The organism is Planococcus chinensis (genome assembly GCF_020071995.1).
In the GTDB taxonomy this organism is placed as follows: Bacteria; Bacillota; Bacilli; order Bacillales_A; family Planococcaceae; genus Planococcus; species Planococcus chinensis_A.
Genome location: NZ_JABWTK010000002.1, coordinates 118353 through 142072, shown reverse-complemented (window position 1 = coordinate 142072; position 23720 = coordinate 118353). Strand labels below are relative to the sequence as shown.

27 protein-coding genes are annotated in these 23720 nt (G+C 45.9%); 21 read left to right on the top strand and 6 right to left on the bottom strand.

The window, feature by feature from the left end:
* Positions 1-70: 70 nt before the first annotated feature.
* Together ytvI and HU147_RS03810 are read right to left on the bottom strand one after the other, a co-directional pair.
* Positions 71-1129 (bottom strand): sporulation integral membrane protein YtvI, encoded by a 1059-nt coding sequence (ytvI, locus tag HU147_RS03815; protein WP_224074983.1) that lies wholly within the window; start codon positions 1127-1129, stop codon positions 71-73.
* Between the two features lie 102 nt (positions 1130-1231).
* Complete coding sequence (locus HU147_RS03810) at positions 1232-1597, bottom strand: YugN family protein (protein WP_224074982.1); 366 nt, start codon at positions 1595-1597, stop codon at positions 1232-1234.
* 142 nt (positions 1598-1739) lie between these two features.
* Here HU147_RS03810 and HU147_RS03805 point away from each other — a divergent pair, with 142 nt between their 5' ends.
* Positions 1740-2804, top strand: coding sequence for a CAP domain-containing protein (locus HU147_RS03805; protein ID WP_224074981.1), 1065 nt, complete (start codon positions 1740-1742; stop codon positions 2802-2804).
* 3 nt (positions 2805-2807) lie between these two features.
* On the opposite strand, the gene HU147_RS03800 is transcribed toward HU147_RS03805, so the two are convergent.
* On the bottom strand, positions 2808-3293 hold the full coding sequence (locus HU147_RS03800) for a PaaI family thioesterase (protein ID WP_224074980.1): 486 nt from the start codon (positions 3291-3293) through the stop codon (positions 2808-2810).
* 74 nt (positions 3294-3367) lie between these two features.
* Here HU147_RS03800 and HU147_RS03795 point away from each other — a divergent pair, with 74 nt between their 5' ends.
* Complete coding sequence (locus HU147_RS03795) at positions 3368-3814, top strand: YlbF family regulator (RefSeq protein ID WP_036806961.1); 447 nt, start codon at positions 3368-3370, stop codon at positions 3812-3814.
* 320 nt (positions 3815-4134) lie between these two features.
* Here HU147_RS03795 and HU147_RS03790 read toward each other — a convergent pair whose 3' ends face one another.
* Positions 4135-5052, bottom strand: a complete 918-nt coding sequence (locus tag HU147_RS03790; protein WP_224074979.1) for a glycerophosphodiester phosphodiesterase — start codon at positions 5050-5052, stop codon at positions 4135-4137.
* A 211-nt stretch (positions 5053-5263) separates the two neighbouring features.
* Between HU147_RS03790 and HU147_RS03785 the strand changes: the two genes are divergently transcribed.
* A complete protein-coding gene (locus HU147_RS03785) occupies positions 5264-5536 on the top strand; it encodes a YlbG family protein (protein WP_224074978.1) in 273 nt (90 codons plus the stop codon).
* On the opposite strand, the gene HU147_RS03780 is transcribed toward HU147_RS03785, so the two are convergent.
* A complete protein-coding gene (locus HU147_RS03780; RefSeq protein ID WP_224075290.1) occupies positions 5537-5917 on the bottom strand; it encodes a DUF7147 family protein in 381 nt (126 codons plus the stop codon).
* Positions 5918-5999: 82 nt separating this feature from the next.
* Here HU147_RS03780 and rsmD point away from each other — a divergent pair, with 82 nt between their 5' ends.
* Genes rsmD through HU147_RS03765 form a run of 3 tightly spaced genes read left to right on the top strand, consistent with a single transcriptional unit; the run spans position 6000 to position 8128 of the window.
* Complete coding sequence (rsmD, locus tag HU147_RS03775) at positions 6000-6575, top strand: 16S rRNA (guanine(966)-N(2))-methyltransferase RsmD (RefSeq protein WP_224074977.1); 576 nt, start codon at positions 6000-6002, stop codon at positions 6573-6575.
* Complete coding sequence (coaD, locus tag HU147_RS03770) at positions 6568-7047, top strand: pantetheine-phosphate adenylyltransferase (RefSeq protein WP_074510220.1); 480 nt, start codon at positions 6568-6570, stop codon at positions 7045-7047. The genes rsmD and coaD overlap by 8 nt, the downstream gene beginning before the upstream one ends.
* Before the next feature lie 55 nt (positions 7048-7102).
* Complete coding sequence (locus HU147_RS03765) at positions 7103-8128, top strand: SepM family pheromone-processing serine protease (RefSeq protein WP_224074976.1); 1026 nt, start codon at positions 7103-7105, stop codon at positions 8126-8128.
* Here the strand turns inward: HU147_RS03765 and HU147_RS03760 are convergent.
* The gene (locus HU147_RS03760) at positions 8116-9315 is read right to left on the bottom strand and encodes a nucleotidyltransferase (RefSeq protein WP_224074975.1); all 1200 of its coding nucleotides are present in this window, start codon (positions 9313-9315) and stop codon (positions 8116-8118) included. The two genes, HU147_RS03765 and HU147_RS03760, sit on opposite strands and share 13 nt — an antisense overlap.
* Before the next feature lie 127 nt (positions 9316-9442).
* Here HU147_RS03760 and HU147_RS03755 point away from each other — a divergent pair, with 127 nt between their 5' ends.
* The 15 genes from HU147_RS03755 (at position 9443) to mraY (ending at position 23719) form a co-directional block, all read left to right on the top strand.
* Positions 9443-9976, top strand: coding sequence for a YceD family protein (locus HU147_RS03755; RefSeq protein ID WP_224074974.1), 534 nt, complete (start codon positions 9443-9445; stop codon positions 9974-9976).
* Positions 9977-10000: 24 nt separating this feature from the next.
* Entirely contained in the window at positions 10001-10177 is a 177-nt protein-coding gene (rpmF, locus tag HU147_RS03750) for a 50S ribosomal protein L32 (protein ID WP_036806933.1), read from the top strand.
* A gap of 83 nt (positions 10178-10260) precedes the next feature.
* Complete coding sequence (locus tag HU147_RS03745; protein WP_224074973.1) at positions 10261-11013, top strand: enoyl-CoA hydratase/isomerase family protein; 753 nt, start codon at positions 10261-10263, stop codon at positions 11011-11013.
* A gap of 137 nt (positions 11014-11150) precedes the next feature.
* Complete coding sequence (locus HU147_RS03740) at positions 11151-12095, top strand: IS30 family transposase (RefSeq protein ID WP_224074972.1); 945 nt, start codon at positions 11151-11153, stop codon at positions 12093-12095.
* Between the two features lie 139 nt (positions 12096-12234).
* On the top strand, positions 12235-13575 hold the full coding sequence (locus HU147_RS03735) for an acetyl-CoA carboxylase biotin carboxylase subunit (RefSeq protein WP_224074971.1): 1341 nt from the start codon (positions 12235-12237) through the stop codon (positions 13573-13575).
* A gap of 5 nt (positions 13576-13580) precedes the next feature.
* Entirely contained in the window at positions 13581-13796 is a 216-nt protein-coding gene (locus tag HU147_RS03730) for an acetyl-CoA carboxylase biotin carboxyl carrier protein subunit (RefSeq protein ID WP_224074970.1), read from the top strand.
* Positions 13797-13823: 27 nt separating this feature from the next.
* Positions 13824-15374, top strand: a complete 1551-nt coding sequence (locus HU147_RS03725) for an acyl-CoA carboxylase subunit beta (protein WP_224074969.1) — start codon at positions 13824-13826, stop codon at positions 15372-15374.
* 73 nt (positions 15375-15447) lie between these two features.
* Positions 15448-16305, top strand: coding sequence for a 2-dehydropantoate 2-reductase (locus HU147_RS03720; RefSeq protein WP_224074968.1), 858 nt, complete (start codon positions 15448-15450; stop codon positions 16303-16305).
* Between the two features lie 3 nt (positions 16306-16308).
* Positions 16309-16692 (top strand): DUF3397 family protein, encoded by a 384-nt coding sequence (locus HU147_RS03715; RefSeq protein WP_224074967.1) that lies wholly within the window; start codon positions 16309-16311, stop codon positions 16690-16692.
* Positions 16693-16766: 74 nt separating this feature from the next.
* Positions 16767-18386 carry a bacillithiol biosynthesis cysteine-adding enzyme BshC gene (gene bshC, locus HU147_RS03710; RefSeq protein WP_224074966.1) on the top strand — a complete coding sequence of 540 codons (1620 nt, stop codon included), beginning with the start codon at positions 16767-16769 and terminating at the stop codon, positions 18384-18386.
* 147 nt (positions 18387-18533) lie between these two features.
* Positions 18534-18965, top strand: a complete 432-nt coding sequence (mraZ, locus tag HU147_RS03705; RefSeq protein ID WP_036806910.1) for a division/cell wall cluster transcriptional repressor MraZ — start codon at positions 18534-18536, stop codon at positions 18963-18965.
* A 21-nt stretch (positions 18966-18986) separates the two neighbouring features.
* Complete coding sequence (gene rsmH / locus HU147_RS03700) at positions 18987-19925, top strand: 16S rRNA (cytosine(1402)-N(4))-methyltransferase RsmH (RefSeq protein ID WP_224074965.1); 939 nt, start codon at positions 18987-18989, stop codon at positions 19923-19925.
* A 12-nt stretch (positions 19926-19937) separates the two neighbouring features.
* A complete protein-coding gene (gene ftsL, locus HU147_RS03695; protein WP_224074964.1) occupies positions 19938-20297 on the top strand; it encodes a cell division protein FtsL in 360 nt (119 codons plus the stop codon).
* The gene (locus HU147_RS03690) at positions 20294-22726 is read left to right on the top strand and encodes a penicillin-binding protein (protein ID WP_224074963.1); all 2433 of its coding nucleotides are present in this window, start codon (positions 20294-20296) and stop codon (positions 22724-22726) included. Before ftsL ends, HU147_RS03690 begins: the two co-directional genes overlap by 4 nt.
* Positions 22727-22747: 21 nt before the next feature.
* Positions 22748-23719 carry a phospho-N-acetylmuramoyl-pentapeptide-transferase gene (gene mraY, locus HU147_RS03685; RefSeq protein ID WP_440137286.1) on the top strand — a complete coding sequence of 324 codons (972 nt, stop codon included), beginning with the start codon at positions 22748-22750 and terminating at the stop codon, positions 23717-23719.
* Position 23720: the final 1 nt, after the last annotated feature.

Sequence of the window (23720 nt, the reverse complement as noted above, 5' to 3'; positions counted from 1 at the left end):
ACCTTCTCAGGTTCTTTTTTTTATGCCTTCAATTAATGGGAAATGACTGTCGGTAAAGAGATTCTTCAGATTAAATCTTGAAATCAATTTTAATCATGCCCGCTTCCCGTGCTGATGTGAAGAGAATGACGAATAAGGGGCCGACAAAAAAGCCGAGCGGTCCAATCAATTGAAGGCCGATGTACATTGCCACCAATGTGGCAAGAGGGGATAGGCCGATCTGCGATCCCATGACTTTGGGTTCTACAGTTCTCCGAATGATCAATAATACCAAAGCCAGGATGGCCAATTGCGTTCCCTGGACAATATCGCCGATAATAAACTGATAGATAAACCAAGGGGTTAACACGATAATAGAGCCGAGTATTGGAATAAAGTCGATCAACCAGATGAACAACGACATTGCAATAGCATATTCCGGTGCGATGAATAATAAGGCGAGCAAAGACACCAAAAATATAATGACGCTTACCAAAAATTGCGCTTTTAGAAAACCAAAAATCACATTATTTAAGCGGGCGGCCATAAAACGGACTTTTTCCGCAGTCTGCTCTTTTAACCGATTGAACAGCATTTCTTTCAAATTCAATAATTCGAGCATGAATAAGAACAATGCGATCAAAAAGACGATAAAACTAACCAAAAATGAAGGGATTCCCGTCAGAAGTCCGGTGATGGTATCATAATTGACAATAGATAGAATCCAATCGCGGGTGCTGGTCAGAAAACCTGCCAATTCCGTTTCGATCGACGAACTAACTTCCATCGGCATGTCTTCAGTCGAGCGCAAGAAAACTGCCTGTACTTCGTTCCACATGTCAGTCAGTGAATTAATGTAATCCGGCACGCTTTGGGAAAACTCGATCAGTTTTCCAAACAAACGGGTTACTGTCCAGTAGAGGATGGCCGAAACGATTACAAGAAATGCAATGAATACAGTGATGACTGCGGTTTTTCGTTTCCATTTCGCTTTTCTTTGGACGAATTTTACAAAAGGTTCAAGGAAAATCGCAACGAGTAAAGCGATAATTAAGGGAATAGAAATGGGGAGTATGTATATTGCCAGTAAAACAGCGATTGTAATAACCAAAACAATCGTTAACACCTTTTTGTTCAGCCACTTAAACATGTTCAACCTCCTTTTCTTTATTATATCTATTATATCAATAAGAGAAGAAGGAAACGTCAGGAAAAATAAAAACCGCAGTTCAGTAAAGAACTACGGTTTTTCTTATGCTTTAATTTCAAAAGCTGCAATTTCCGTTTTGATTGCTTTCAGCACTTCAACGCAAGATTTAATCAAATGCTCTGGGAAATGCTCGTCTTCGCCATATTCTACACCATGTGGGTAGTAGTGTTTGCCGACAACCGGTTTCATTAATTTTACGACTGCATCTCCGGCATCAATATCGCCAGTGATTGCATAGCCGAAAACACGAAGATAGTAAGTGCCTTCGCGGACAATAAACTTGCGGTCGTATGTAACACGCTCATAGTCCCATTGGCCTTCTTTAGTTAAGCCGTGACGGCTCATAATGTCGTCAAGTAAAGTGAAATCTACTTGAATGTTTTCTAGTCCTGTATTTTCAAAATACATAGGATCTCCTCCTCGATATCAAACTGACTAAATGCTTCTTTAATAATAGATGAAAAAACGGCTTGTTGCAATGGCTAGATTGTGTCAGAATGCGGACGACTGTTATAATTGTGTGTATATACTTTATTGAGGAGCTGTTCGATTGAAAGACTTGTTGCGCATTATGATTTTTCTATCGGTAATTCTCATTGTCTTTTTTTACTTCGATTCTCCTACTGAGGAAAATGAGATGCTGGAAGCTCCGCAAACTCAGGATCCGTTGCCGGCACAGGATCTGATAGAAGATTCGCTGGACGTGGAACGGCCGATGGAAGGGTTGTCGACGTATATCGGTAAGCCGTCCAAGGACTGGCTTTCGGATTTTGGAAAGCCTGCCCGAATCGAACCTTCCGCATTCGGGTACGAATGGTGGGTCTATAACGCTTCGTATTCCAACTATCTGATGGCGGGCATCAAAGAAGGCAAAGTGGTTCAAGTGTACACTGCGGGTATTGCCACCAATCCGTCACCATATAAAATTGGCCAGACTTTGAATGACTTGTACCGTTTTACCATTGTTGAAAACGAAATTACGGTAAAATATGGAGAAAATATTTATATCTTTAACCTTAGTTCGGAAGATTTGAAAAAGCGCCTGCTAGCCAGTTTCGGCGACGTTTATGCCCAACTCTATATCGATGGGGAAGATCAGAAACTTGAAGCTGTCCGGTTTATGGATGCTGAGACCTTGGTTCGGCATCAGCCCTATGACATGATGTTTTCAGGAGATTTGCTGCCGCCCATCACTCCATCTTCGGGCCTTCAGCAATCCATTGATGAAGCAAATTCCAAGCAGATCATCGATTTAACCAATGTGTATCGGCTGCGCCACCAAAAAAATCCACTGGCTGTAAATCCGGCCGTTAGCATGCTGGCAAAAGAACATAGTCAAAATACAGCGAAACAGAACTTCTCAGCAGAGGAAACTGAATTAAAAAGTTTGGAAGAGCGGCTTACGAATGCCAACATCGTTTTTGAAGAAGCTGCCGAGAATACGGCAACCAAGTACTCTGACTCAGCAGAAGCAGTGCATGGCTGGATCAATTCGCCGAGCCACCGGGACACCTTATTGTCCAGCCGATTCAATCAAATCGGAGTAGGGGTATTCGGCAAATATTATACCCAAGATTTTTTAAAGCAGAAACCGGCAACTGCTGAAAATCAATAAAACCTATTGTCTTTTTGGAACGATAAAAAAAGAGCCGGTGGCAGTGGCGATGTGCTTGCCGTCTTGCTGCACGATATTGCCCTCTACAACCATCGTATGGGCGCCCTGGCGAATCATGCGGGCATCTGCCCGGATTTCGTCTTCAACGGCAACAGTGAGGTAATGGATCGTAATATTGGTGGTTACAGCAACGAAGCCTTCGGGGCATTTGCTGCTGGCCAGGGTACCCATCGCTGTATCCAATAAAACAGCCAGGATGCCGCCATGCGGAATATCGATATTATTGTGGATAAAAGGTGTGTTCGGAATGCGGACGGCACTTGAATGCTCGTCGGTCTCCCGCTGCATGTTCAAGCTGGCGCTTAAGTATGTATTGAATTCGCCTTGCTGCTTTTTCTCGAAATTTTCGAGGAAGTCGCCTAAAATTTTTAAATCGTCCAATGTGCTGTTATCAACAATGCGCTGAAATTGCTTCGATAAATTTTTCATAAAACCAGTCCTTTCAATATGTATGAAAATGGGTATATTTCTGCTATGATGAAACGTGTAGAGGAGGAATGCATATGTTTATGACCTACGAATGGGTTCAAATAACTGACTCTGCAGAAGAGTTAAGCGAAATGATTTTGCAATCCGAACAGGCCGAGCTTTATCGAAAAGCTTATGATACTGTTTATAACGATAAAGGTTTGGCTGACGAAATTCACGCATTTGCCAGACTAAAAGAGCAATACGAGGAAGTTCAGAGGTTCGGCAAATACCATCCGGATTACAGCCGGGTGATGAAGCAGATCCGCGTTGACAAACGCCGGCTGGATTTGAACGAACAAATCGCAGCCTTGCGCTTGGCGGAAAATGAACTGCAGGACTTGATGGACCAAGTAAGCTTCATTCTTGGAAGATCCGTCTCGGAAGCGGTGAAAATCCCTTCCAGCAATCCGTTCTTCTCTTCCGATTCATCTTGCGGCGGAAGCTGCGGAACTGGCGGAGGCTGCTCATGCTCCGCTTAAAGAAAAGCGGAAGCGCCTATTTAGCCTCGACAAGCGCTGGAAGGCTGGGCAGTGATGGCGCTTTTGGCCATCGCAGATCAGTCTGAAGCGACCTCGAGAGGCTAGGCGCTGCAGCTGGACAAGAAAAGCGGAAATGGCCGTTAAGGTCCGACAGGCATAAGGTGGATCGGCGAAGCGGCGTACTTAGCCGCACAGCCGGAACGACTTATGACCCGAGGGCCTGGCCATTGCAGCTGGACAAGAAAAGCGGAAGCGCCTGTTCAACTTTAATTCCAGACAGAATATATAAAAAATGTGCAACGATTTCGTTGCACATTTTTTTATTGCTCTTGATCTTCCATTTCGCTCATGAGAGCGACAGCAAGATCCGGCCGTCCTGTGATGATTCCTTTTGCGCCCGCAGCAATCAATGCCTGCATTTCTTCAGGGTCATCGATTGTCCAGTAATGGACGGGAATATTCAAATTGGATAAAAATGCGATGAACCGCGGCAGGTCAAGCCGGAACATCGATGAACGGACAGGGATTTGAAAGACGTCAGCGCGTGGATTATATAAATGGCCGAATTGGCTATTAAATGCCGTATACGCTTTTTTCACTTCGTTTTCCCCGGCTCCGATTGCTACCCGGTTTTGGGCATAAAGATTAAAACGGTCAATTTGTTCATCATAAAAACTAGTAACCACTACACGGTCATGAACGCCCAGAGAGTCGATCAATCTCCATAATTTTGAAGGAATCAAACTGCCTTCGTAAGTTTCCGGAGAATCCTTCATATCAATATTGATGAACATTTGTGGGAATTCTTTCAGTAAATCGCGCAGAAGCACGACTTTTTCGCCTTTGCCCCGATAAGTCGTTTTGCCTGACGGGTCGACGAAATGATAGCCTAAGTCGAATTCCAAAAGTTCTTTAAGCGTCAAATCCGCTACACGCCCAGCTCCGTCTGTTGTCCGGTCCAAGTATTCGTCATGGAACACCAGAATTTCTTCGTCTTTGCTCAATCGGATATCGATTTCAAATCCGTGGACTCCCAGTTCTGCTGATTTTCTGAATGCGGCCATTGTATTTTCCGGAGCAATGCCGCCGCCTCCACGGTGAGCCAGGACAATGGGGTGGCCGTAGTCCAGCACATCTTTTCCAGGTCTCGTTTGTGGAGTTGCTAATGCTTTAGAACCTGCCCAAGCAGCTGCTCCGACCGCAACGGCAGCAAGTCCGATTTTTGTTTTTTTCCCCATAAGAATGGATTACCCCCTCGAAAATGTAACTAAAGTCATTATAACGAATTCCAGGATTTATTGTTAGTTTTATCCTGCACTTACAAGTGGATACGGCAACGGAAATTTTATGGCCGGGCAAGCCCAATAGAGCTTGCGAATGTTTCAGCTTCACTGGTTGCGGCTTTTTTCTTTCCTATGGTATTCTAACAGTAAGAAAAGAGGGATAGTTATGCGTGATCGCCAGGGCCTGATTGTTTATGTCCATCATTTAAAACAAGCCAAATCGCTAAGAAAATACGGACATGTCCATTTTATCTCGCGAAGGCTCAAATATGCCGTTCTTTATATGGATCAAGAAGTCATTGAAAGCACAAAAACCAAATTATCGAAACTGCCGTACGTGAAACAGGTTCTTGAATCACAGCGGCCGTTCCTGAAAACGGAATACGAAAATGCAAAACCGGATAAAGCTAAAGAGTACGATTATAAAATCGGCTTATAATTACTGCATTGGTGGAATGTAGTGGTTTAATCGGAGAATGGCAATCAAATGGTTGAAGTAGAATTTCTTTTCCGCATAGGCAGAAGAATGTTTAACATCCATCTTGATTGGTTCATGGCCAAGCCCTTTTACCGTTTCTTCAAACAAGCCGAGGCGCTTTGAATTCTCTGGAATTCCTTCCCGGCATATGTAAATCGGCATGAAGCCGCCTTCCGTGGCCGGCTCAAATGCCGCTGCAACCGATAGTACCGGCTGGCCTCCACTAGCTGATGAAACAAAAATAAACCCGTGTTTGAAACGGTGAGAATTTACAGTGATCAATTCACGGAGTTCATAAAGATCTCCATACCCTTCGCCTAATTCGATAAATCGTTGAATCATATAGGTCACGTCCTTTCCATTTAACATTCTACCATTAGGCGGATTTTTTTCATAAGAAATTTAGCAAATAAGAGGCGATAAGATGCGTGTTGTAGCAGGAACAGTAAAAGGCATTCCGCTGAAAGCGGTGCCAGGCACTTCAACAAGGCCGACAACTGACAAAGTAAAAGAATCCATCTTCAATATGATCGGGCCATTTTTTGACGGCGGCAATGCATTGGATTTGTTCGCAGGCAGCGGCGGCCTTGGCATTGAAGCGTTAAGCAGAGGCATCGATAAAGTGATTTTCACGGATAAAGACCGGAAGGCTGTCGACACCATCCGGGCAAATTTGGAAAAAACCAGATTGACAGACCAGGCGGAAGTTTATAAAACGGATGCCGACCGTGCACTTAAAGCAATAAAAAAAAATAACATTCAAGCCCGGCTGATGTTTTTAGACCCACCCTATCATATGGAAAAAGCATATGGCTTGATGGATAAAGCAGCGGAAATGGGAATATTGACAGAGGATTCCATAGTGGTGTGTGAACATGCCAAAGAAGTGGAGCTCCAGGACCGCACGGTTTTTTTCGAGCGATTCAAAAAAGAACTTTATGGCACCACCATTATTTCAATTTACCGTTTTCAAGGGGAAGAGGGAGAAGAATTTGAATAAGATTGCAGTTGTGCCGGGAAGTTTTGACCCGATTACATTGGGGCATTTAGATATCATAAAAAGAGCTTCGACGATTTTTGATGAAGTCAAAGTGGTGGTGATGAACAATTCATCAAAACAGCCGCTGTTTGACGTGGATGAACGCCAGGAACTCATTTCCAAAGTCACCCAGTCGTTTCCAAACGTGCAAGTGGATTCTTTCGGCGGGCTTTTGATTGATTATGCAAGCGAAGTGAAAGCAAATGCGATCGTTCGAGGCTTGCGTGCAGTTTCGGATTTTGAATATGAAATGCAGATTACATCAATGAACAGATTTCTGAATGAAAATATCGAAACATTATTTATGATTTCCAATAACCAATATTCTTTTTTAAGTTCAAGCATTGTAAAAGAAGTCGCGAAATATGGCGGGAATATCAGTGAATTGGTTCCAGGCGCAGTAGAAGAGGCCTTAAAGCGGAAATTCCAATAAGTCACGTTTATCGTGGCTTTTTGTTATTGGCTGCCAATTTGGAAAGGAGCAGCAGATGAGAAATAATAAATTAATTGCATTGGTAGTCGTTGCTGCCTTGGCAATTTTCACCTCGACGTACCAACTGAATTATTACATTACTAAACCCGGAGGTGCCTACGAACTCAGTCCCTTGGTAGAAGTAGAGGGTGGAGACGAAGACGACGAAGGCACTTTGAGTTTAATGACGGTTTCGATGCTGAACGCTACACCGGCATTATATCTTTTTGCAAAGTTTCAGGACGGCTATAAAATTCTGAAGCCCGAGGAAGTGCGCAGCCCGCATGAGAGCGAAGAAGAGTATAATGTGCGCCAGCTCAAGCTGATGTCGGATTCACAAGTGAATGCCTTGCAGGTGGCTTTTGAAAAAGCCGGCAAGCCATATGAAGTGGATAATAACGGAGTTTTTGTGATGAACGTCCTTGAAGGCGGAGCGGCAGATCAAGTGCTCGCACCAGGAGATCAAGTGTTGTCGATTGATGGCAATGAATTCGATTCGCAGCAAGAGTTCATTGATTATATAGCGGAAAAAGCGGAAGGGGACGAAGTGGAATTGGCGTTTGAACGCGAAAGCCGCAAACTGACGGAAACCATTTCGCTTGCACCGCTGCCGACTGAGCCGGATCGGGTTGGCCTCGGCATTTCATTTGTGGAGAATAAAGACATTGTCACCACTCCGGAAGTGAAGATCGATGCGGAAAATATTGGCGGCCCCTCTGCGGGATTGATGTTTACCCTGGAGATTTTAAACCAACTGCTTGATGAAGACATCACTAAAGGCTATGACATTGCTGGCACTGGTACGATGCAAAGCTCCGGAGAAGTTGGAAGAATCGGCGGAATCGACCAGAAGGTGATTGCGGCTGACAATGAAGGCATGGATGTTTTCTTTGCTCCGGATGATGACACCGAAGGCGCTTCTGCGTCCAACTATGAGGTGGCCAAGGAAACGGCAGAAAAAATCGGCACAACCATGAAGATTGTGCCGGTGAAGACCGTCGATGATGCAATTGCGTATTTGGATACCCTTCAGCCGAAATAACGGGGCGGCGTTGTGAATTCTTTTTTTACATCCATTGCCCCCATTCCAAGCAAATACATGGAACTGGCATGAATATCGAGTTTCCCCATCGGGTCCGTTAAATCTGCGGCCCGGCTGATCAAGGGGAGCCCGATATTCTTTTTTTGTTGGTTTAAATACTGTTTGCCTTTAGCGGTCATGCCAAGCAAGCGCAGGTAAGCAGGGTTTTCAAAAGAACGAAGCTCTTCCCATGTGAAACCGGTATAGATATGTGTCATCATCCGCTGTACGCGGGTCCGTGTAAACCGCTTCGATTTCACGCGGCTGATGAATCCTTCAAAATCGGCTTCTTTTTTTGCCGCTTCATAAATCAGGTTTTCGATGCCTTCTGTCACTTCGGCAAACCGGTTTAAGCGGGATGGGCGCTCCCGCAGGATGCTGTAGCGCAGCAGGGGATAAAAACGTTCCCAGCTGCCGAAGCCATGATGCGCTCCATTAAACTCTTTGAGAATGTTGATGGAAGCATGGGGCATATATTTGGCGATTTCCTCCATCGACGCACCCTCAAAAAAGGCCTGCCGTATGCCGGTCGCGCTGGCGATGGTCAATTCTTTGTCAATCGGGTCGTGGTAATTAGCGGCAATGCGCTGGATGGTCAGCGGGCGAATCGGAGAAGCCATCTTTTTTGCTGCTTCTATGTAATGATAGCCCAGTATATTGTTCGGCTGCTTTAAATCGGCATAGCCTGCACCGTTTCCGGTTAGGCTTGTGTAAGCTTCGTTTAAGGCTTTCGGGTAGCTGATCCCTGTCTGAACAGCTTCGTGGATCTTTTGTTCATAAAGAGGGCGCTCGCTTTCTAAAAGGCCGTATGTCTGAAGGAAGGGTTCAATGGAACCTTGCTCACTGCCAAAGCAGAACGATTCACAGCCAATTGCCGATAAAAGGGCAATGCCGCCTCTGGCAAAATCCGATGCCTGGGCAGTAGCGTACACATAGGGAAGTTCGAGCACAATATCCACGCCATTGGCCAGCGCCATTTCAGTGCGTGCCCATTTATCGGCAAATGCGGGCTCTCCCCGCTGCAGAAACTGGCCGCTCATCGCTGCCACCAACACATCTGCTCCGGATTCGATGCGGGATTGATGAGCGTGATGGAGGTGGCCATTATGAAACGGATTGTATTCAACAACAATGCCTGCAGCTTTCATTTCAATCGCTCCTTTGGTAAACTTAAATAACAGTATACCGATGTTTAGAACTGTCTGACAAGATTTTATCTTGACATCTTTTTCTGTGCATTATATAATCAACTTTGTTGTCTTAGAGGTGATACTTATGAAAATGGCGATTCAACAGCTTCAAAAGCATCGCAAAGACGGAATGCCAATTGACGAAATTGTCCACTTGGATGCAGTGAAAAAACGCAATAGCGATATTCGCGAAATTTTACCTATGCATGTCACGGGGCATTGTACAATTGGTTCGCAACAAATAACGTGCCAGCTTCAACTCAAAGGGATGTTGATACTTCCCTGCGCTAGAACTTGGGAAGACGTTGAATTTCCTATCGACATCAAATCGGTTGAAATTTTCTCCTGGTCTGAAAAAGACCGAGATACAAAAGACGATAATGTTCACATGGTTGCTACTGAAACAATTGACCTTCAGCCGGTGCTAGAAGAACTTATCCTTTTGGAAATTCCGATGCAAGTGTTCAAGGAGGATTCCGAAGAAGCCGTGATTACTGGCGGCAACGACTGGTCCTATTCAACTGATGAGCAAGCGGAAGCGGAGAAAGAAGAAGCACAACCAAAACCGGATCCAAGACTTGCTGATTTAGCCAAGTATTTTGATCAGTCAGATGAATAGAATCATTGTAAGGAGGTGTCACCAATGGCTGTACCAGCTAGAAGAACGTCCAAAACCGTTAAAAGAAAACGCCGTACGCATTTCAAATTGTCAGTGCCGGGCATGGTAACTTGCCCAAGCTGTGGCGAAATGAAATTGGCTCACCGCGTCTGCAAAGAATGCGGTTCATACAAAGGGAAAGAAGTAGTAGCAAGCAAATAAAACAGTATTTGCTGCTAAAAGGCTATTGAGAGGCCATGGCTCTCGATAGCCTTTTTCTCTACCTAAAAATAAGGAGTGATAAGATGTCGTATAAAATTGAAATGACAGACGAAATCCTCACCTTTACAATCGACCGCCCGGATATCCGCAATGCCATCAATGAAGGCGTGATGGAAGGGCTCGAAGAATTAACGAAAAAAGTACATAAGTCAAAACCGCGTTTTGTCATCATCACCGCTTCCGGATCCCAAGCTTTTTGTTCCGGCGGCGATCTGTCAGTATTCCACGAATTGAAAACAAAAGAACAAGCGTATCCAATGCTGAAGCGGATGAGCGAAGTGCTTTACGCCATCAAAACCTTGCCGGTACCGGTGATTGCTTTGGTGAACGGAGCTGCAGTAGGCGGCGGCTGTGAAATTGCGACTGCCTGCGATTACCGATTAGTAAGAGAACATGCAAAATGCGGCTTTATCCAAGGCACGCTTGCCATCACAAGCGGCTGGGGAGGCGGCAGCTACCTGTTTGAAACCCTGCAGCATGACCGGGCGCTGAAAATGCTCAGCGATGCACGGGCATATAGAGCGGATGAACTGCTTGAAAACGGCTGGGCGACCAAAATAGTCCGCAACGATGACGATGTTGAAGCATTTATCCATTCGATGAAAAAGATTCTTCCGGAAGTGCACCGCGCCTACAAAGAAATGGCCATCCGCAAATGGCAGGCTAGTGGCTTAAAGGACCGGGTAGAAGCCGAAGTGCGGCGCTGCGCCGAACTTTGGGAAGCCGATGCACACCACGAAGCCGTTGATAATTTCCTGGATAAGACGAAAAAATAAAGACTTCCGCTAAAGGAAGTCTTTTTTTTATGACGAATTGTAATATTAAGTGCAACACCCTAAAAAACAAAAAAGGGCCCATGACAGATTCGTGTAAAATGTAAGTTACCACACCAACACTACACGGAGGTTCTGTCATGAGCTACGTCCATCTTACCATATCCGAACGCGTCAAAATAGAAACCCTTGCGGATTTGAATTACTCGATCCGTGAAATCGCCCGTAAATTGGGACGTAGTCCCTCTACCGTTTCGCGCGAAATGAAGCGTTGTGAAAGCGAGGGCTCTTATCAAGCAGAAACGGCGCAGGAAACCTATGCCGGCAAGAAAAAGTGCTGCGGCGCGAAGTCCAAAGGGACCGAAGTAACCGTGGCTATTGTCCAGCAGAAGCTGGACGAGACCTGGTCCCCGGAACAGATCGCCAACCGGCTGTTCGAAGGAAGGCTCTGCTTTAAAACCATTTACCGCTGGATCTATGAAGGGGTGATTCAGGTGCCGCTCACTATGCTGCGGCAGAAAGGGAAACGGCGGAAACCGCAGGAAACGCGTGGCCGTTTTACCATTGGCACACCGATTGCCAAACGACCGAAAGAGGTCCGGAAACGGGAGACCTTCGGTCACTGGAAACTGGATACCGTCGTCTCCAGCCGCGGAAAAAGCAAAGCCTGTGTCGCCACCTTCATCGAACGCAAGACCCGCTGGTACACCGCCATCAAAATGGCGGACCGCACCTCAGCCTCGATGGAAAAAGCGGTTCATACGTTGTGCCGACGCTTTCCAGAGGGTGGCTTTCTCACGGCAACCACCGACCGGGGCAAAGAATTCAGCTGTTACAGCTCACTTGAAAAAGATCTGAACATCCAGGTGTACTTTGCGGATCCGTATTCTTCCTGGCAGCGCGGAAGCAACGAAAACGGCAATGGACTTTTGCGTGAATTCTTTCCAAAGAAAACCGATTTCGCCACTGTCAGTGAAAGCGAATTAAACGAAGCACTCCGCCTGATCAATAACCGGCCACGAAAATGCCTGAAGTGGAGAACGGCAACCGAAGCACTCATGGATGAAGTGTTGCACTTAATTTGACAAACTATCTTATGAAAAACTGATAGAAAAACACTGGATGAAATCTGTTATTCTGAAAAGTTTTGCGCCAATAGTTGAAATCGCTTACAAAAATCGTATATGCTAGAGAAGGGAGAAAAACACAGGGGGTATTTCTTATATGAATAAAATCCTGATTGCGAACCGGGGCGAAATTGCACGGCGGATTATCCGCACCTGCGATCGCCTCGGCATCGAAACGGTTGCTATTCACTCTGAGGCTGATGGGGATCTGCCTTATGCAAGTGAAGCAACCGAAGCTATTTTAATCGGACCAAATCCGGTCGCACAGTCTTATTTGAAAGTTGACAAAATTATTGAAGCGGCGCTGGCCTCCGGAGCGGATGCCATTCATCCGGGATACGGCTTGCTGTCGGAAAACGCAGAATTTGCCCGGAAAACCGAACAGGCGGGGTTGATCTTTATCGGTCCGTCCGCTGATATCATGGAAAAAATGGGCGATAAGATTGAATCTCGCCGCACAATGATTCAGGCTGGGGTTCCAGTCGTTCCAGGAACAGAAGAAGGCGTCCACGAACTTGAGGAAGCTTTAGCTGAAGCGGCGGCAATCGACTATCCGGTTATGCTGAAAGCGAGTGCAGGAGGCGGCGGCATCGGCATGGTGCGCTGTGATAATGAGCAAGCGCTCAGTCAACAGTTTGTTTCCGTTAAAAATCGGGCGAAAGCTTATTTTGGAGACGATGTCGTCTTTTTAGAAAAATTCATCGCAAACGCGCGCCATATTGAAGTACAAATATTTGGCGACAAGCATGGGAATATCGTCCATTTATTTGAGCGGAACTGTTCGGTCCAGCGGCGCAATCAGAAAGTGATTGAAGAATCGCCGTCGCCTCATTTGCCGCAGGATGCACGTCTTCGCCTTTGTGAAGCGGCACTTCAAGCTGCACGGGCAGTCGGTTATACCAATGCCGGAACAGTTGAATTTATTGTCGATGAAAACAATGAATTTTACTTCCTGGAGATGAATACACGCCTTCAAGTCGAGCATCCGGTTACAGAACAAGTGACAGGCTATGACTTGGTGGAATGGCAGATTGACGTGGCGAACGGCAAAGAGCTGCCGCCGCAGGAGAACATCCAAACCCATGGCCATGCCATTGAGTTCCGTATTTACGCAGAAGATCCGAAGACCTTCTTTCCATCGCCTGGAAAGCTGGAGTCCATTATGTGGGGCCGCGATGCCCGCATCGAGTCCGGATACGAACAAGGCAATGCAGTCACGCCTTTTTACGATCCGATGATTTCTAAAATCATCATTACGGGCAGTGACCGGGTAGATGCTATCCGCAAATCACAGAATTTTTTCAATCATGCTACAATAACAGGGGTAAAAACCAATATTCCGCTATTCAAAGAATTTGTTGAATCAGCGGAATTTGTAAACGGCGACTACGCAACATCGGTATTGCCGAAATGGCTCGAAAAAACAAAGGAGGAATAGGGATTATGAAAGAACTAAAAGCATCGATGGCAGGAACAGTATTGAACGTATTGGTAGCAGAAGGGGAAGCGGTAAGCGCAGGCCAAGCCGTTCTTACAATTGAATCAATGAAAATGGAAATTCCGGTTGAAGCGGAAACTGGCGGCACAGTGGAAAAAATCCATGTGGAAGTCGGCGGATTCGTCAACGAAGAAGAAACATTGATGACACTGGGAGAATAATCCGTTTCATGCAAAGGGGGCAGCGAAATGACAAAAACGAGTGAAACAACCGGCTATAACGAACGCTTGGAACAAAAACTCGCGACGATTTTTGCGGGAGGGCATCCTAAATATCACGAGAAAATGAAGGAAAGCAATAAGCTATTCGTCCGCGATCGGCTTAAGCTTTTGTTTGATGATGAGAATTATGCGGAAGATGGCCGATTCGCAAATGCAGAAGCAGGCGATTTGCCGGCTGATGGCGTAGTTACGGCAATCGGCAAAGTGAACGGCCAGACAGTTTGCGTAATGGCGAATGATTCTACGGTTAAAGCTGGATCATGGGGTTCGCGCACCGTTGAAAAAATCATCCGCATTCAAGAGACTGCAGAAAAAATGCAGGTGCCTATGCTTTATCTGGTGGATTCTGCAGGTGCCCGCATCACAGACCAGCTGGATATGTTTCCAAACCGTAGGGGTGCGGGGCGGATTTTCCATAACCAGGTGAGAATGTCTGGGATGGTTCCGCAAATTTGCCTATTGTTCGGTCCGTCTGCAGCTGGCGGAGCATACATACCGGCGTTTTGCGATATTGTTATCATGGTCGAAGGCAATGCTTCGATGTACTTGGGTTCTCCGCGGATGGCCGAAAAAGTGATCGGCGAAAAAGTGACGCTCGAAGAAATGGGCGGAGCCCGCATGCACTGCACCGTCAGTGGAGTAGGCGATGTATTGGTTTCGACTGAAGAAGAAGCCATAGAAGAGGCGCGCCGCTATTTAACATTCTTCCCGGCGAATTTTGCCATCAAGCCTGAAAAAATTGAAGCAAAAGCAGCGAAAGCCGGACGCACGCTGGAAGCTATCATTCCGGAAAATCAAAATGCACCGTTTGATATGTATGAACTGATCGAACAGTTGGTCGATGAAGGCAGCTTCTTTGACATCAAAAAACTATTTGCTGGTGAATTGATTACGGGCCTTGCCCGCATTGACGGCCAGGCAGTCGGGATCCTGGCGAACCAGCCGAAAGTAAAAGGCGGCGTGCTGTTCGGAGATTCAGCCGATAAAGGCGCGAAATTCATCAACTTATGCGATGCTTTCTCCATTCCGTTATTGTTCCTGGCAGATGTGCCGGGCTTTATGATCGGAACGAAAGTCGAACGCGCAGGCATTATCCGCCACGGTGCGAAATTTATCGCGGCCATGAGTTCGGCGACTGTGCCTAAAATTTCGGTTATTGTCCGCAAAGCATACGGTGCGGGATTATATGCGATGGCAGGCCCTGCTTTCGAGCCGGATGTGTGCATCGCGCTTCCAACTGCCCAAATTGCAGTAATGGGTCCAGAGGCGGCCGTCAATGCTGTCTATTCAAACAAAATTGAAGCTATTGAAGATCCGAAAGAGCGCTTGAAATATGTTCTTGAAAAACATCAGGAGTACAAGGAAGAAATCGATATTTACAAATTGGCGTCTGAGCTGATTATCGATGAAATCGTGGCTCCTTATCAGCTTCGGGATGTGTTGTCGCAGCGCCTGGCTATTTACGAAACAAAAGATTTGCCTTTGCCATATCGAAAACATGGCGTTTATCCTGTATAATAAGAGTTAATAAGAAAGAAGTCTGCCTTATTATGGCAGGCTTCTTTTTTGAGATTGCATGAGGAGGGAAGCCATGAAAGTGGTCATCGTCGGCGGAGGAGCGGTTGGCCTGCTGCTCGCCTGTTTATTGGATGAAGCAGGAGCCGCAGTGCAAATACTGGCGCACCGAAAACAGCAAGCCCGCATCATTAATGAACGAGGGATCCTAAAAGACGGACAACGCCACAATGTGCCAGCCTTTACAGATTGGGCGGAAATCCCTCCGGACGCTTTTGTCCTGCTGGCAGTGAAATATGATGCGCTGCCACAGCTTATGCCAGCTCTTACACAATATGCCCCGCATAACCCGGTAGTGTTCCTCCAAAACGGCATGCTCCACCTCCGGTTGGCTGATCAATTGCCTAACGGAGATATTGCTGCAGGCAGTGTAGAACATGGTGCCCTAAAAATCAGCGACAACGAAGTCCGGCATACCGGGGACGGAACGGTTAAATGGGCCCTGTTAAAAGGGCGGAAGGAAACGTTTCTTCCGTTTACCCAGCGCCATGGCTTCCGGGCGGAATGGCATGAGGATGCAGACCGTCTCCTGTTCCGCAAAGTGCTGCTAAACGGCATCATCAACCCGCTCACGGCGATAACGGCTTTAAAAAACGGCGAACTTTTGTCGAATCCCTATGCCTATGATCTGATGCAGAGAGTCTATGCCGAACTGGACCGGGCTTTTCCGGAAATCAAAACGCTGCTGCCTTTTGAAGAAGTAACCGCTTTATGCAAGGCGACTGCCGAAAATTCATCTTCGATGCTGATGGACAAACAGGCTGGCCGCAAAATGGAGCTGGACACCATTGTGCTGTATTTATTGGAGCGATCTCCAATCGAACTCCCTTTGTTAAAAGCATTTTATCAACTACTAAAATCAATCGAGGTTTGATCTATGGACATTTTATATTCAATCGGGGCGGCATTTATCTTTGCTCCTATTATTTTATTCGTTTTGACACTATTGATTGCCCGCAAAAAAATGGGGCGGCGTTCAATCGGACTGGCCGCAGATGCCACGACGTTTTTACTGTTCGTTTCCATTCCGGTAGCGGCTGCAGTCATTTGGTCATATGATATTGCGGCCATCACCTATATCATCGCTGTCGTGATCGCAATGTTCTTGCTGACAATTGAGTGGATTAAATCGAAGGAAATCAAAGTTGTCTCGTTTATCCGGAAAACATGGCGCACGTATTTCCTGATTTTGAGCATTGCATATTTTCTTCTATGGGTAACTGGACTGGCCCTCAGCATCAGCCGTTTTCTAACTTCGTAAGCGTATATTTTTCCAACAGCGATTGCGTTTGATATAGTAATACTGAATGTAAACGGAAAAGGGGACAATTTTTCATGAGGTTAGAAGAACAATATATAAAACCAGCCAGCCAGCTAATGGAAGACTACATAAACGGAAAAGCGAATATTCTACAGTATTTTTCATATGGGCCAAGCGCTGAGAATGTCAGCAAGCGCTTTGAGGTGCTGCAGCAGCACGAAGTCGATCGTGCAAAAGTTGGATCGATCCTGCGCAAATTCATGGAACCGAACGGCATTTCCCAAAAGGCGGAAGCCCATCTGTCCGATTTTGAGAACGGTGCACCGGTCGTTGTAACCGGCCAACAGGCAGGCCTTTTAACAGGACCTTTATACACCGTGCACAAAGCCATCTCTGTCATCGTTCTGGCGAAACAGGCGAGCGAACAATTGGCAACAAAAGTCGTCCCCGTCTTCTGGATAGCTGGCGAAGACCATGATTTGGCGGAAATCAGCCATTTATACAGAGGCATAGACGGCCGGTTGGACAAACTGAATTTTCCTCATGTTGAATACGGAAAGAATTCAGCCTCCACTGCAAAATTGAATAAAGCGAAAGTCCATTCCTATTTGGAAGAATATTTCAGAAGCTTGCCTGAAACCGAGTACTCTAAAAACATGCACGAAACAGTCTTTGCCTTTTTGGACGGCGCCGAGTCCTATACGGATTTCTTTGCAGCGCTGCTTAATTACTTTTTCAAAGAAGAAGGGCTGCTGTATATTGACGCTGCCAGTCCCGATCTCCGGAAATACGAAGCGGCTTATTTTGTACGCATGATTGAGAAGTCGGAAGAAATTGCCGAAGCGGTCCTGGCGGCGGAACAAAACCTGGTTGAAGAAGGATATTCCGCAGTCATTGATGCGGAACCGCAGGCGGCTAATCTATTCATTACGGTGGAAGGCGAACGCATTTTGCTTCAGCGCGAAGGCAATGGGTTTATCGGCAATGAAGGGGCGGTAGCTTTCACTAGGGAAGAATTGCTGGATATTGCGAAAAACTCACCTGAACGCCTGAGCAATAATGTTGTGACGCGTCCTTTAATGCAGGAATTGGTTTTTCCGGTTCTGGCGTTTGTCGGAGGCCCGGGAGAAATTGCTTACTGGGCTGCCTTGAAAGGCGTCTTTAAAGTAATGGGCATGGAAATGCCGATTGTCATGCCGCGTCTAGGAATGACCTTGGTCAACCGGCAAGTTCAAAGCTTGCTCCAAAAGTATCAATTGACTTTCAGCGAAGTTTTCAACGAGCTGAAAGTGGTGGAGCTCCGCCATGCTTTAATGGAGTCGATTCGGGAAAAAGAAGCTGAACAGCTGATTGAGGAAACGCAGCGGCAGCTGGAAGCCAAATACGAAGACATCCAGAAGAGTTTTTCAGCGATCAGCGGGGGGCTTACGCCGCTCGTGGAGAAGAATCTGCAATTCCATTTAAAACAGCTCCAGTTTTTGAAAAACAAATTGGAGGATGAAGTAGTATTGCAGAATAGCACTCAGTTTAACCACTTCGGATTGATTGAGATGGAATTGCGCCCGGATGACAATTTCCAGGAACGGGTTTTCAGTCCCTTCCCTTACCTGAATGTTTATGGTTTGGAACTTGTTCAAGACTTGCTGAAGCTTGATTTCCAATATGACAAAACCCACAAAATAATCTATCTGTAACAGCAAAAGTCTGCCTTGGCAGACTTTTTTTTGTCTCATTAAGTGCATATGAGATTTATTTCTGTAACAAACATGAAATATTTCAAAAACAAGTGGTGAGAAGTGGGGGATTGTGGTACATTAAAGACATTAAGTGGGGTGACAGGCATGTTCATGGGAGAATATCAACATAGCGTTGATGCAAAGGGACGTTTAATCGTACCTGCAAAGTTTCGTGAGCAACTTGGCGAGAACTTTGTTATAACCCGTGGCCTGGATCAATGCTTATTTGGTTACACAATGGATGAATGGCAAAAGATCGAAGAAAAGCTGAAAGAGCTGCCGGTCACTAAAAAAGACGCACGTGCATTTACACGGTTCTTTTTCTCAGGTGCCACGGAAGTGGAACTTGATAAACAAGGGCGCGTCAATATTCCATCAACATTGCTAACATATGCAAAACTTGACAAAGAATGCGTGATTCTTGGTGTATCGAATCGATTCGAAATCTGGTCGAAAGATGCATGGGAAGAATATTTTACAGCGTCTGAAGACTCATTTAATGACATTGCAGAGAATTTAGCAGACTTTGATTTCTAACAACTGAACGGGGGGAATGGATTGTTCAACCACACCACGGTTTTACTGCAGGAGACTGTCGATGGACTGAACATTCGTCCTGATGGCGTCTATGTAGACTGCACGCTTGGCGGAGCCGGACACAGCGAATACTTGGTAAAGCAGTTATCCGATGAAGGACATTTGTACTGTTTTGACCAGGACGCGACAGCTATCGCTCATGCACAAGTAAAACTGAAAGATTACTTACACAGAATTACGTTTATTCATTCGAATTTTAAGTTCATTAAAGAACAATTGGAAATGCGCGGAATTGAAAAAGTGGACGGCATATTATATGACCTCGGCGTTTCTTCTCCGCAACTCGATACACCGGAAAGAGGATTCAGCTACCACAATGACGCACCGTTAGACATGCGGATGGATCAATCCGCTGAGTTGACTGCTTATCATGTGGTGAATGAATGGCCATTTGAAGATTTGGTACGGATTTTTTACCGCTACGGCGAAGAGAAATTTTCGAAGCAAATTGCCCGGAAGATTGAAGCGGCAAGGGAAACCGCGCCGATTGAAACAACCGGCCAATTAGTGGAACTGATCAAAGACGGCATACCAGCATTTGCCAGACGAAAAGGCGGCCATCCGGCAAAACGCATTTTCCAGGCAATCCGCATCGCGGTAAATGATGAGCTTGGATCGGCGGAAACTTCACTCCAGGATGCACTTGATTTACTGGCTGTCGGCGGAAGAGTCAGTGTTATTACCTTCCATTCACTGGAGGACCGGTTATGTAAAACGCTTTTCAAGGAAGCGTCATCAATGCCGGAACTGCCTCCAAACCTGCCGATGATTCCAGCAGGCATGGAACCGAAATTTAAGTTGATCACCAGAAAACCGATTCTTCCGTCTGAGGAAGAGTTAGAACAGAACAATCGTTCACGGTCGGCAAAATTGCGGATTGTGGAAAAAATCAAAGAGTAAGGACGTGTTCAAATGGCGCTATATGCAAGAAAAGAAGCATACATACAACAGCCGGCCGTTCCTCAAAATCCGGTCCGGCAACCGGTAAGAAAAAAAGGTATTTTTACAAAAGGCGAGAAAGTGCTTTATTTGTCTTTCTTTGCAGCATTTGTCCTATGTGCACTTTTGGTTCTTCAAAACCAATCGGTGATTCAGGCATCTACACAAGAAATTCAAAAAATTGAACATTCAATCGATGAAAAAGTGAAACAAAATACAGATTTGTCTGTACAAGCAACCGAACTGTCTACATATGAGCGCATTTGGGCAAAAGCGAAAGAGCTTGGTCTAAAATTAAATGAGCATAATGTAAAGGTAGTGCCAGGACAATGAAAAAAAAGTTTCGATTTCAATGGGGAGCCTTTCTGCTGTTTTTAGTTTTTGCAGGGCTCTTTTTCATTTTGACCGTCAGAATTGTCTCAATACAGGCAACTGGCACAGTCGAAGGACAGGAATTGGCAGCTAAAGCCGCCGCGAAATACCAGCAGGAAGAAGTGCTCGCTGCTGAGCGCGGGAAAATTTTAGACCGTGACGGACAAGTGATTGCGGAAGATACACTGACGTATAAGGTAGTGGCGGTCCTAGATGAATCGGCCACCCAGAGTGCCAGCAACCCTCGTCACGTAGTGGATGTAGAAGAAACAGCCGAGTTTTTGGCTAAGCATTTGGAAATGGAAGAAGAAAAAGTGTTAGCCATTTTGGAACAAGGCGTGGAAAAAGACCGCTACCAGGTGGAATTCGGAGTAGCCGGCCGTGAAATCAGCCATACGAAAATGCTTGAAATGAAAGAAGAAGAAGTGCCAGGCATTCTGTTTGTCAAAGATTTGAAGCGTTTATACCCGAATGGGACATTTGCTTCCCATTTGATCGGTTTTGCTATGAAAGAAGAAACCAAAGACGGCCAAATGGTCACAAAAGGAAGGATGGGGCTTGAATCCATCCATAACAAAGCGTTAACTGGAAAAAACGGCAAAATTGAATTCTCCACCGATAAATGGGGATTTTTGCTGCCTAATAACGAATCTGCCGTTACGCCGGCAGTGGATGGTTCAGATGTCCAATTGACTCTGGATAAAACCCTCCAGAATTTCCTGGAAGACGCGATGACGAAAGTTCAAAAAGAATATCAACCGACCCGGATGATTGCTGTCGTGGCAGATCCGGATACAGGGGAAATTTTGTCCATGTCGCAGCGTCCAACATTCAATCCGAACACACGAGAGGGCCTTTCTGACAATTGGCTCAATGAAAGTATAGAATTGACCATCGAACCCGGTTCGCCAATGAAAATGTTTACCTTGGCATCTGCCATTGAAGAAGGCAAATGGGATCCGAACGCTTATTACAATTCTGGAAAGTATTCGCTGATGGGGACGACTATCGGAGATTACAACAGCGGCAGAGGCTGGGGGAGCATAACGTTCCTGGAAGGTTTCCAGCGTTCTTCAAACGTGTCAATGGCCTATCTGCTCGAACGCATTGGTCCTGAAACATTTATGAAGTATATTGATGCTTTCGGTTTTGGCAAGCAAACAGGCATCGATTTGCCGAATGAGGCGCCGGGGAAAGTGCTGGATACCGGTCCGATTGAACGTCTGACCACAACATATGGTCAAGGTTCGACAGTGACGCCAATCCAGATGATTCAGGCAGCGTCAGCAATTGCAAACGAAGGCGTCATGATGAAGCCATATGTCATTGACCAGATTAAAAATCCGGATACTGGAAAAGTGACGGTGAAAAGCAAGCCGGAAGAAGCAGGTCAGCCGATTTCAGCAGAAACTGCCGAAAAAGTGAAAGAAATCCTTGCTTCGACTGTCACTTCCGAAAATGGATCGGGCAGGCCGTTTGCCTTAAAGGAATACGCAGTAGCTGGCAAGACGGGAACAGCACAAGTGCCGGGGCCTGATGGCCGTTACATTAACCAAGGAAAAAACGGATTTTTGTATTCTTTCCTGGGAATGGCGCCGGCAGATGATCCTGAACTGCTTGTCTATATTGGTGTCCAGCAGCCGAAGTTGCCTGCTGGGGAGTATGGAAGTGCACCTGTAGCCAAGATTTTCAATTCGGTCATGGAAAATGGCTTGAAACACCTGAATGTGAAACCGGATAATGCGAAGGATGTAAAAACTACAGAGCTGGAAGATTACGCAGGCAAATCGTCTGCGGAAGTTACAGAACAATTGGCTGGAAGAGGGCTGAATGTAGTAGTTACAGGCGGAAGCACGAAAGTGGAAGGCCAGTATCCGGCAACAGGAGAAGCGGTCGTTGAAGGCGGCACCGTGATTTTAAAAACTGCAGGAACGTCAATTTTGCCGGACTTTACAGGCTGGTCAAAACGCGATTTGCTGGCGTATCAATCGCTTAGTGGCTTATCGGTGGAACTTGCCGGCCAGGGCTATGCCGTGAGCCAGAGCCTGTCTCCGGGGTCTAAAGTCACTTCAAAAGATCCGGTCGTCATACGCCTTCAGACGCCTGAAAATGCCTCTCAAATCCAATCGACGGATAGTTTTGAAGGCGCAACTGAAGAAACGGCTGAAGACGAGGCTGAAGGTGCTGCAGAACCAGGGACGAAAGAAACCCCTGTAGAGGCAGTGCCGGAAGAAAACAGTGCAGCTTCTGAAGAATCTGCAGAGGAAACGCCTGCAGAAGCCTCAGAAGCAACACCTGAAGAACCAACGGAAACTGCTGAAGAACCAGCTGAAGAAGGTTCAGCTGGAGAAACAAACGAAGAAGAAATAGTTGAAGATCCAACTGAATAATTTATTGCTTAAAGGAGTTCTATGATGGACGTTAATTTATTGATTGGTTTTGGAGCCGCTTTTTTACTGACAGTTATACTGATGCCGCTTTTTATTCCCCTATTGAGAAGAATGAAATTCGGCCAGAGTATTAGGGAAGAAGGGCCTGAATCCCATATGAAAAAAACAGGTACCCCTACAATGGGGGGCCTTGTGTACTTAATCGCTATTATTGTGACGGTTTTGCTGGTCGCGTTGTTTACTGAAGGGCTGACAGCGGATATTATGATTCTTTTGCTGGTGCTTTTCGGTTTCGGCCTGATCGGATTTTTGGATGATTTTATTAAAGTGGTACTAAAAAGAAACTTGGGATTAACTTCTTTGCAGAAATTAATCGCCCAAATCGTTATTGCTATTATTTCATTCTTATTGCTGAACGGCACAGAATTTGATACATCCGTATCGATTCCGTTTACGGACCTGGCAATTGAACTATCGTTTGTCTATGTGTTGTTCATCATCTTTTGGCTCGTTGGTTTTTCCAATGCGGTCAATTTGACAGACGGCCTCGATGGATTGGTTGCGGGTACGGCTTCAATCGCTTTTGCAGCGTTTGGCGTGCTGGCCATCCATCAGGATGAAAACGCCATTGCCTTGTTTACGTTTTCTGTAGCAGGTGCCTTGCTTGGCTTCCTGGTATTCAATAAATACCCGGCGAAAGTCTTTATGGGAGACACAGGTTCATTGGCACTTGGCGGAGCGCTTGCAATGGTTTCGATTTTGTTGAAACAGGAGCTTTTGCTTCTGCTTATCGGTCTGGTATTCGTAATTGAAACGCTGTCTGTCATCTTACAGGTCGGCAGTTTCAAATTAAGAAAAAAACGTATTTTCAAAATGAGCCCGATTCATCATCATTTTGAACTGAGCGGATGGTCAGAGTGGAAAGTCGTCACAGTCTTTTGGCTGGTCGGCCTGATTGCCGCATTAATTGCAGTAGCTTTGGAGGTCTTATAAA

Excerpts from the sequence above, each read along its gene's own strand:
- HU147_RS03730 (WP_224074970.1), top strand. The coding sequence starts at position 13,581 with ATGAAAGAACTAAAAGCATCGATGGCAGGAACAGTATTGAACGTATTG.
- HU147_RS03690 (WP_224074963.1), top strand. The coding sequence starts at position 20,294 with ATGAAAAAAAAGTTTCGATTTCAATGGGGAGCCTTTCTGCTGTTTTTA.
- ftsL (WP_224074964.1), top strand. The coding sequence starts at position 19,938 with ATGGCGCTATATGCAAGAAAAGAAGCATACATACAACAGCCGGCCGTT.
- HU147_RS03720 (WP_224074968.1), top strand. The coding sequence starts at position 15,448 with ATGAAAGTGGTCATCGTCGGCGGAGGAGCGGTTGGCCTGCTGCTCGCC.
- HU147_RS03780 (WP_224075290.1), bottom strand. The coding sequence starts at position 5,917 with ATGATTCAACGATTTATCGAATTAGGCGAAGGGTATGGAGATCTTTAT.
- HU147_RS03745 (WP_224074973.1), top strand. The coding sequence starts at position 10,261 with ATGTCGTATAAAATTGAAATGACAGACGAAATCCTCACCTTTACAATC.
- mraY (WP_440137286.1), top strand. The coding sequence starts at position 22,748 with ATGATGGACGTTAATTTATTGATTGGTTTTGGAGCCGCTTTTTTACTG.
- HU147_RS03800 (WP_224074980.1), bottom strand. The coding sequence starts at position 3,293 with ATGAAAAATTTATCGAAGCAATTTCAGCGCATTGTTGATAACAGCACA.
- HU147_RS03795 (WP_036806961.1), top strand. The coding sequence starts at position 3,368 with ATGTTTATGACCTACGAATGGGTTCAAATAACTGACTCTGCAGAAGAG.
- rpmF (WP_036806933.1), top strand. The coding sequence starts at position 10,001 with ATGGCTGTACCAGCTAGAAGAACGTCCAAAACCGTTAAAAGAAAACGC.
- HU147_RS03735 (WP_224074971.1), top strand. The coding sequence starts at position 12,235 with ATGAATAAAATCCTGATTGCGAACCGGGGCGAAATTGCACGGCGGATT.
- rsmD (WP_224074977.1), top strand. The coding sequence starts at position 6,000 with ATGCGTGTTGTAGCAGGAACAGTAAAAGGCATTCCGCTGAAAGCGGTG.
- mraZ (WP_036806910.1), top strand. The coding sequence starts at position 18,534 with ATGTTCATGGGAGAATATCAACATAGCGTTGATGCAAAGGGACGTTTA.
- HU147_RS03785 (WP_224074978.1), top strand. The coding sequence starts at position 5,264 with ATGCGTGATCGCCAGGGCCTGATTGTTTATGTCCATCATTTAAAACAA.
- HU147_RS03715 (WP_224074967.1), top strand. The coding sequence starts at position 16,309 with ATGGACATTTTATATTCAATCGGGGCGGCATTTATCTTTGCTCCTATT.
- bshC (WP_224074966.1), top strand. The coding sequence starts at position 16,767 with ATGAGGTTAGAAGAACAATATATAAAACCAGCCAGCCAGCTAATGGAA.
- HU147_RS03740 (WP_224074972.1), top strand. The coding sequence starts at position 11,151 with ATGAGCTACGTCCATCTTACCATATCCGAACGCGTCAAAATAGAAACC.
- HU147_RS03790 (WP_224074979.1), bottom strand. The coding sequence starts at position 5,052 with ATGGGGAAAAAAACAAAAATCGGACTTGCTGCCGTTGCGGTCGGAGCA.
- HU147_RS03765 (WP_224074976.1), top strand. The coding sequence starts at position 7,103 with ATGAGAAATAATAAATTAATTGCATTGGTAGTCGTTGCTGCCTTGGCA.
- HU147_RS03755 (WP_224074974.1), top strand. The coding sequence starts at position 9,443 with ATGAAAATGGCGATTCAACAGCTTCAAAAGCATCGCAAAGACGGAATG.
- HU147_RS03760 (WP_224074975.1), bottom strand. The coding sequence starts at position 9,315 with ATGAAAGCTGCAGGCATTGTTGTTGAATACAATCCGTTTCATAATGGC.
- HU147_RS03810 (WP_224074982.1), bottom strand. The coding sequence starts at position 1,597 with ATGTATTTTGAAAATACAGGACTAGAAAACATTCAAGTAGATTTCACT.
- ytvI (WP_224074983.1), bottom strand. The coding sequence starts at position 1,129 with ATGTTTAAGTGGCTGAACAAAAAGGTGTTAACGATTGTTTTGGTTATT.
- HU147_RS03725 (WP_224074969.1), top strand. The coding sequence starts at position 13,824 with ATGACAAAAACGAGTGAAACAACCGGCTATAACGAACGCTTGGAACAA.